Annotated in this window: 7 protein-coding genes and 2 pseudogenes; 6 read left to right on the top strand and 3 right to left on the bottom strand. The window is 65.8% G+C overall.

The window, feature by feature from the left end; genetic code table 11:
- The first annotated feature begins 725 nt into the window (after positions 1-725).
- From BMW99_RS38630 to BMW99_RS38610, 5 genes and pseudogenes are all read left to right on the top strand, one after another.
- Positions 726-2150: a DUF4041 domain-containing protein gene (locus BMW99_RS38630; RefSeq protein WP_245791809.1), complete on the top strand. Its 1425-nt coding sequence runs from the start codon at positions 726-728 to the stop codon at positions 2148-2150.
- Between the two features lie 344 nt (positions 2151-2494).
- Positions 2495-2934: pseudogene (locus BMW99_RS38625) on the top strand (HAD domain-containing protein).
- A gap of 136 nt (positions 2935-3070) precedes the next feature.
- Positions 3071-3457 carry a type II toxin-antitoxin system RelE/ParE family toxin gene (locus BMW99_RS38620; protein WP_069462006.1) on the top strand — a complete coding sequence of 129 codons (387 nt, stop codon included), beginning with the start codon at positions 3071-3073 and terminating at the stop codon, positions 3455-3457.
- A gap of 74 nt (positions 3458-3531) precedes the next feature.
- A complete protein-coding gene (locus BMW99_RS38615; RefSeq protein WP_245791808.1) occupies positions 3532-3786 on the top strand; it encodes a helix-turn-helix transcriptional regulator in 255 nt (84 codons plus the stop codon).
- A 46-nt stretch (positions 3787-3832) separates the two neighbouring features.
- The gene (locus BMW99_RS38610; protein ID WP_075018411.1) at positions 3833-4177 is read left to right on the top strand and encodes a DUF2750 domain-containing protein; all 345 of its coding nucleotides are present in this window, start codon (positions 3833-3835) and stop codon (positions 4175-4177) included.
- Here BMW99_RS38610 and BMW99_RS38605 read toward each other — a convergent pair.
- Both BMW99_RS38605 and BMW99_RS38595 read right to left on the bottom strand, forming a co-directional pair.
- Positions 4174-5024: pseudogene (locus BMW99_RS38605) on the bottom strand (IS5 family transposase). The gene BMW99_RS38610 and the pseudogene BMW99_RS38605 sit on opposite strands and share 4 nt — an antisense overlap.
- 112 nt (positions 5025-5136) lie before the next feature.
- Positions 5137-5424 carry a hypothetical protein gene (locus tag BMW99_RS38595; RefSeq protein WP_143080627.1) on the bottom strand — a complete coding sequence of 96 codons (288 nt, stop codon included), beginning with the start codon at positions 5422-5424 and terminating at the stop codon, positions 5137-5139.
- A 246-nt stretch (positions 5425-5670) separates the two neighbouring features.
- Between BMW99_RS38595 and BMW99_RS38590 the strand changes: the two genes are divergently transcribed.
- Positions 5671-6072: a hypothetical protein gene (locus BMW99_RS38590; protein ID WP_069462003.1), complete on the top strand. Its 402-nt coding sequence runs from the start codon at positions 5671-5673 to the stop codon at positions 6070-6072.
- Positions 6073-6149: 77 nt separating this feature from the next.
- On the opposite strand, the gene BMW99_RS38585 is transcribed toward BMW99_RS38590, so the two are convergent.
- Positions 6150-7001, bottom strand: coding sequence for an NADAR family protein (locus tag BMW99_RS38585; protein ID WP_069462002.1), 852 nt, complete (start codon positions 6999-7001; stop codon positions 6150-6152).
- Positions 7002-7203 lie beyond the last annotated feature (202 nt).

Here is a 7203-nt window from a genome sequence, read left to right as displayed (position 1 = left end):
ACCCATCCTCCCGGCCTGACTCAACGAGCCAGACCCTTGAAGGGGGTCAACTTTCAAGCGCCGCCACTGGTCCACTTTTCAGCCGTCGCCGACATTCGAATCTCGTATCCTCCGCCATTGCTCTCACCGGGCAATACGTCGAAGGGCCCCACCGGTCGCGGTGGGGCCCTTCGGCGTTGGCTCACCCCTCGTTGTCCTGGTTTTTGTCCACAGCCGCTGTCGCGCGGGACCGTGTCCGATCGCCGACCCAGCACCAGATGGGCATGAGTCGGCCAGCGGCGTCCCCTTCTGCGGTGGCGGGCATGCGTTGCGCGGTCCCGACAGGGGTGCGGCGCGCCAGCCAGGCCGCCGCCGCGGCATTCGGTACGTCGTCGGTGGGGACGGAGCCGGCCTCGCAATGTTCGGCCTGCCCTCTCGGAACACACACGAGGACGACCGCATCGAGATGCTCCGAGGCACGATGCCTCACCAATCACGACAAGGTCACAACGATCGGACTTTTCCACCCTTGGGTAGAGACGATCCGGCAGGATGTCCCTCTCCGCACAGAACAGACCATGACGAGTACTGACACCGCGGAGATCGTCAGGCGAGCACGTTCGCGCGCAGCGAGGTCAGAGGGGCTTGCGATGGACCAATCCGGAAACCAGGGGAGAAACGGAAGTCCTTCATGGGCTCGTACCGGCGCGGGCGCAACAGAGCCGGCAGCGCCGGACAACCACGGTGTGACCGCCGAGCCGTCACAGAACGGCGCGCCTGAGATCGCGTCACCGACGGCACTACCGCCGCAACGCGGCGGTCTGTTCGGTCGCCGGCGGCGCGACGAGCCCTGCGAGGCAGCCGAGTTGCGTGCGTGGATCGCCAGGACGCAGGGCGCGAACGCGGAGCAGATCGCCGGGCTCATCCACCAAGTACGTTCTGAAGCAGCGGCTTTGAGGGTGCAGTCCGAGAGGGAGGCCGAGGGCATACGCAACGACGCCCGGGACGTGGCCAAGGAGATCCTGGACGACGCCCGCAGAACAGCGAAGGAGACCCAGCGTCTTCAGAAGGAGGCGGAGAAATACCGCCGGGAAACCTACGAGGCCCAGACACACCTTGCTGCGACGCAAGCCAAAATCGTCACCACGGACGAGATAGCTATGCTCCAGGAAGTAGGGATCTACTCTTACCGGCACCAGTTACACGATGCCGTCGCCTACCGCAGCCGTCTCGACTCCCTGCAGGCGGAGATCAAGAACCTGGCACGTGCGAACCAGGCTGTCCTCGGCGCTCAGGACTGGACGGTCAACGGCTCCAGGCGCGAGGGCCAGAAGATGGTCCGCGACTTCTCCAAGCTCATGTTGCGCGCCTACAACGCGGAAGCGGACTACGCCGTACGGAGCATGCGTCCGCACCGCCTCAACTCACTGATCGACCGGCTCTACAAGAGCCGGGAGACCATCGCCAGGCTCGGCTCGACCATGCACATCCGCATCTCCGACAACTACCACAACGCCCGGGTGCGGGAGTTGGAGCTCACCTCGGACTTCCTGCAGAAGAAGGAAGAGGAGAAGGAGGCCCAGCGTGAACTGCGAGCCCGCGAGCGGGAAGAGGCCGCAGTACAGCGCGAGCTGGACCGTGAGCGGGAGAAGCTGCGGAAGGAACAGAGCCACTACGAGGCCGCTCTCCAGCGCCTCCGGGAGCGGGGCGACCACGCGGCAGTCCAGGAGATGGAAGCCAAACTCGCCGAGATCGAATCCGCGCTGCGCGATGTGGAGGCCAGAGCCGCCAACATCCGGACGGGCTACGTATACGTCATCTCCAACGTCGGCGCCTTCGGCGACCGGATGGTCAAGATCGGCCTGACCCGGCGACTCGAGCCTCTGGAGCGCGTGCAAGAACTCAGTGGCGCAGCCGTTCCCTTCCGCTTCGACGTCCACGCATTGATCTTCAGCAAGGACGCGGTCGGCCTCGAAGCGCAACTCCACCAGACCTTTGCATCGCAAAGGGTCAACCGGGTGAACGGTCGCAAGGAGTTCTTCTACGTCACCCCCAGCGACGTGCGGGACGCGTTGCAACGCTACGCTGGCCAGCACTTGGTGGAGTTCACCGAAGAACCCGAAGCGCTGGAATGGCGGGCCAGCACTTCCTCTGCTCCCCTCACATCGTAGAGCTGCCCCGCGGTCTCAGTTCTGGTCTCATTCGCTGCGTTGCGTTCAGCAGCGTCCATCCGGCTGTCGGATGAACATTCACCGCAGGTCAGTACACACCTGGTCACCCACGATCGACGACGTGACCCGTTGGAAAGCGTGTGAGGGGCAACCCCTCGCGAGTTCGAATCTCGTATCCTCCGCCATTGCCTCACCGGGCACGACGTTGATGGCCCCCGCTGCTCGCAGCGGGGGCCATCAACGCGTGTGGTCTCAACTGGTCCGCGGCAAAGCGCCTTCGGGGTGCATGTCGGTCGATCGGTCAGGTTCGAGGGTCGCGGTCCTGGCGATTACCGCCCACCGTGATCCGTCCCAGACCGGAGCCTCTGCTCTTCCTGGACGTCGACGGGCCGCTCATCCCCTTCGCGGTACGCGCGAACAGCATCCGGACGGCTACCCGACATACGTGCCGCAGGAAGCCGGTGCGAATCCACTGCTGGCCAGGGGCGACCCAGCACCCGGGCCCAGGGTGCTGACTCTGCCGTGCGATCTGGCGTGGGCCACTACGTGGGAGTCCGAGGCCAACGAGTGCCTCGCACCTCTCCTGAGCCTGCCGCGGCTCCCCGTGGTCACCTGGCCGGAGCCCTCCGAGAAGCCCGAGCCGTCCGGCCCGCGCTGGAAGACCCGTACCTGTCTCGGCTGGGCAGCCGGCCGACCCTTCGCCCGGCTCGACGACGAGATCACCGACGTCGACCGCGCCACCGCGGACTTCGCCGCACTCGACGGGAGGCTACGGGCCGGGTAGTCGTCCTGGGAGTTTCGTGCGTGGGAGCTGATGGGGCGAGTGGGCCTGTGCTCGCTCCTATTCGGCGCTTGCAGGAGGTCGCCGCGCTGCACCCCTCCGCTTGCCCATACACTTGACTGTCTATATAGTCGGATATATGAGCGATGGCTGGGAGATCGAGATCGAACCGGAAGTCTGGCACTGGCTGGACAACCTGTCCGATCGCGACTACCTGGTGGCCGAGCATGCGGCCGAACGTCTGCTCGACGCCCCGACGACCCTCTCCGAGCCCTATGCGCGACACCTTGGTGACGGCTTACGCGAACTCCGGTTCAGCCTCGGCCACGACGGCAACGCCGTCCGTCTGACCTACTGGCTCGCCCCCGATCGCCGGATCGTGCTGCTGACCGTGTTCCGCAAGACACGGATGCGGGAGGATGCCGAAGTGGATCGGGCCGAGCAGGCCAGGAAGGTCTGCGAGGCCGAGCGCCACACCGCGCACGACGAGTTCACCCGCGATGTCACGAAGGGAGAGGGCCCGTGAACCACGCCCAATGGAAGCTCGCCCGCGAGCGGAAGATCGCGGAAGGCAACGCTGAGCCTCCCGAGGTGGAAGCCATGCGCACAGAGATCCGGATGGCCTTCGAACTCGGACAAGCGGTGTACGACCGCCGGACCGAACTGGGTATCTCCCAGACCGAGCTCGCCAAGCGGGCACGCATGACCCAACCCCAGGTGTCCAAACTCGAACTCGGTGGCACCGTCCCCACGCTGCCTCTGCTGGCCCGGCTCGCTGAGGCACTCGACGCGTCACTCAACATCGCCCTCGACGGTGACACCTCCACGGTCGAGTTCATCGCGCACGCGGCATAAGAACTCCTAACGAAATGAGTGGCGGGGATCGGTAGGCTCGGTGGTCATGAGCCAGAGCGGTTCACAGGCGGCAGCCTTTTTCCGAGATGTTCGCCAGAGCCGAGTGGTCTGGCTTGTCCGGGGTGACGACGGAAGCCCGACTCACCTCTCCGGGAACGGCACGCGAAGTCTTCCGTTCTGGTCGACCTCGGCTCGCGCCCAGAAGGCAGCGAAGATCTGGGGGTATGGGCTGCGCGTTGGATCCATGCCCTTGGACACCTGGTGCGAGAGCGTGTTGCCAGATGCCGCCCGGGATGGACTCGGGATCGGCATCAACTGGAGCGGGCCGCGCCTGGTCGGCTGGAGTTTCACCCCCATGGAGGTTCTCAACCGACTGGCAGCGGCTGACTAGCTGCCCACGGCATCGCTCGCCAGAGCGCGCAGTCTGCGCCAGCAGATGAGTGCGCATCCGAGAGTGAGGAAGGCCTCGTGGATGTCGTCGCGGATCTCCCAGCGGATCCGCAGCCGGCCGGAACCAGTGCAGGTGAGCGAACTCGCGCTCCACGACCCAGCGTTGGTTGCCCAGGCCGGAGCCGTGTTCGGTGCCGCGGCGGGCGATCAGGGGCTTCACGCCGAGGTCCCAGACCAGACGGCGGTACTAGTCGTGGTCGTAGCCGCGGTCGGCCAGCACCACGTCAGGGCGGCGACGGGGCCGGCCCCGCTTGCCTCGCACCGGCGGCACAGCCTGGAGGAGCGGGATCAGCTGGGTGACATCGTTGCGATTGCCGCCAGTCAAGGTGGCGGCGAGCGGGATGCCAGTGGCATCGGTGATCAGGTGGTGCTTACTGCCCGTCCTGCCCCGGTCAACAGGGCTTCGTCCCGTCTTGGGACCCCTTTTAACGCCCGGATGTGGGAGCCGTCGACCGCCGCGCGGGAGAAGTCCAGGGCGTTCGCGCTGCGGAGCTTGGCGAGGAGGAGCTCGTGCAGCCGGGGCCACACATTGGCCTCGCTCCACTCGGCCAGGCGCCGCCAGCAGGTCATGCCCGAACCGAAGCCGAGTTCCTGCGGAGATGTTCCCAGGCGATCCCGGTGTGCAGCACGAACAGGACGCCCTGGAATACCAACCGGTCCGGATGCCGCTTGCGCCCCGGGTGACGGGTCCGACGCTCGACCTTGGGCAGCAGCCGCTCGATCACCGCCCACAACTCGTCGTCGACCTCCCACGGCTTGGGCCGAGCCACCCCACACCCCCGGATCATCAGTTCCAGACTGATCCAATCACCTCGAAGATCATTTCGTTAGGAGTTCTAAGAGCAACCGGTCTCAGCGCTGGTCTCATTCGTCGGCGTTCGGCAACGTCCGACCACTCGTCTAGCGCCCCGCACTCCGAGTGTGCCGAGGCAGCGAGCCCGACCGGTAACCCCTGCTCGTATACCAGACGATGGCGATCAGTGGCGCGCCGACGACGATGTTCCACGGCACCAGGCCGGGCAGCCACAACGGCGCTGCGCCTCCGACGAGCACGCCGAGTGGTTCGGTCCACGCCCGGAGTCTTGCCCCGGAAAACATGACGTCCCAGACCGCTGTCACGAACAACATGGCGAGCATGACCACCCCGAGCACCGGTGCGCCATGCGCCGTCAGCTTCATTGCTTCCATGAGCCCCCCAGCCCGGGACATGCAGCACAGCGCACATCCGAAGATCAGCAAAGTACAGCAACCACGCGTCGAACGTCCCTGCAGGAGAGGCAGATTCGTCGTGCCCCTCAGCCGGCCGCAGGCGCCCCAGGCTCTGGACGGGGCCGTACGAGGTCACCACGCCACCGCACTGGTCTTCCCAACTGGGCACGTTCCACGACCAAGCTGGGTGAGTAGAGGAGACGAGGCACCCCGTACGCTTCGCGCATGGCTGTGCGACCCTCAGAACACTGGCGCGCCCTGATCACCGAGGAAGGGCGACAGGTCACGGCCGGCATGCTGGACCCCGAGTGCGCCCGCATGGCGGACTCCTACTCCGAGAACTTCCTGAGCGACACCGATGCTGTCCTCACCGAGTTCCAGAGCAATGTGAGCGCAATCGCCGAACCCATGGACGACCAGGTATTCCATGTCGTGGGAAGCGTTGTCCTGGCGCTCAACGAGGTCAATGATCGCTACGAAACGAGCACCTTCGACACTGACGAGCGAGAGCAATTGTGCGTCTTCATCGATGAAGTGCTCACTGAGCACGGCATCGATGTAGCCGGGCTCGCTGCGCGTCACCGCATCAGCCGGTACGAGATCACTGACAGGTGGCGACGTTGGTAGGGGGAGCCGTACAGCAGTGAACTACCGCAACCCCGGTGCTCGCCGATGCGCATGCCCGCACGATTACTCGGGCACGGCTAGCCCGCCTCGTTGACGACCCGCTCTGCCAGGAGTTCAGCTCGGGTGAGTTCGAGCAGGCGACCCATCCAGTTACGGCCTTCCCGCGGACCGCGGTCGGTCCAGTGCGGCGACTCCGAGATCCCGGTGTAACTGACTCTGGCGTCACCGGTGGACAGCAGCACCTCGGCCAACTCCAGGTGCTGGGTGAACTTTGCACGCAACAGTGCGGCCATGACGGCGGTGCGGACAAGAGACCACTGAGGCCTCAACGGGACGCAGCCGCCGGCCTCATGAGCCTCGCGGACCGTGACCGCGTCACGGATGTGATCGTGATCGGAGCGATCGGCGGCTGCCAAGGCCCAGTAGCCGTGCAGCACCGTTGGATATCGCTGGCCCCGGTACATGAAGGGCGCCGGGAACTCGTTGCGCAAGACGGACAGGTCCAGCCGCTCCGGCGGCTCATTCAAGGGGGTGACCCGCTCGTTCGACGTGATCGCGGGAACCCCCGCTCCTTGCGGATCATCTGCATACAGCAGTCGGTGCAGCTCGCGGCTTCGTTCCACGCCCCGGTCACCGGCTCGGAAGTACTCCAGTACCTCGCGGTGCATCTCCGCCGTGGCAATCGGGCCGTCGCCGCCCACGGGCTCGCCGTGATCGGTGATCAGCTTCCGCAAAGGGATGTCCTGCAGGTCCATGTCGCCCAGCACATAAACTCGTCGATGCGCCGGAATGGCCAGATAGGCCGCCCGGACATCCTGGCGGTGTTCCTCGGTGGGCTCCTCCAGATACCGCCTGATCGCCTCCAAGCATCTGCCGGAACTGGTCGGCCGCCCACTCAACGACTCGATCTCGTCCTGCACCTCACCCACGAAGCCATCGTCCGTCAGCGGTTCCGGATAGCGGGCGGACCACTGGGGACCCTCCCGGGTCGGCGCTGGGGCCGGGCGATCAGGGTCGCGGAGAGCGATCCGTCCCGGGTTGCGTCCTTGGAAGTGGTGTAGCGGGTGGGACCTGTTCCGGGGGTTTGTCCCGGCGTCCGGGTTGGTGCCCGCATAGAGAAACGGCCACCGG

The organism is Actinacidiphila rubida, assembly GCF_900110255.1.
In the GTDB taxonomy this organism is placed as follows: Bacteria; Actinomycetota; Actinomycetes; order Streptomycetales; family Streptomycetaceae; genus Actinacidiphila; species Actinacidiphila rubida.
Note: the sequence above shows the minus strand (reverse complement) of the source record. Positions and strands in the feature narration are given on the sequence as shown.

Excerpts from the sequence above, each read along its gene's own strand:
- BMW99_RS38620 (WP_069462006.1), top strand. The coding sequence starts at position 3,071 with ATGAGCGATGGCTGGGAGATCGAGATCGAACCGGAAGTCTGGCACTGG.
- BMW99_RS38615 (WP_245791808.1), top strand. The coding sequence starts at position 3,532 with ATGCGCACAGAGATCCGGATGGCCTTCGAACTCGGACAAGCGGTGTAC.
- BMW99_RS38610 (WP_075018411.1), top strand. The coding sequence starts at position 3,833 with ATGAGCCAGAGCGGTTCACAGGCGGCAGCCTTTTTCCGAGATGTTCGC.
- BMW99_RS38595 (WP_143080627.1), bottom strand. The coding sequence starts at position 5,424 with ATGGAAGCAATGAAGCTGACGGCGCATGGCGCACCGGTGCTCGGGGTG.
- BMW99_RS38590 (WP_069462003.1), top strand. The coding sequence starts at position 5,671 with ATGGCTGTGCGACCCTCAGAACACTGGCGCGCCCTGATCACCGAGGAA.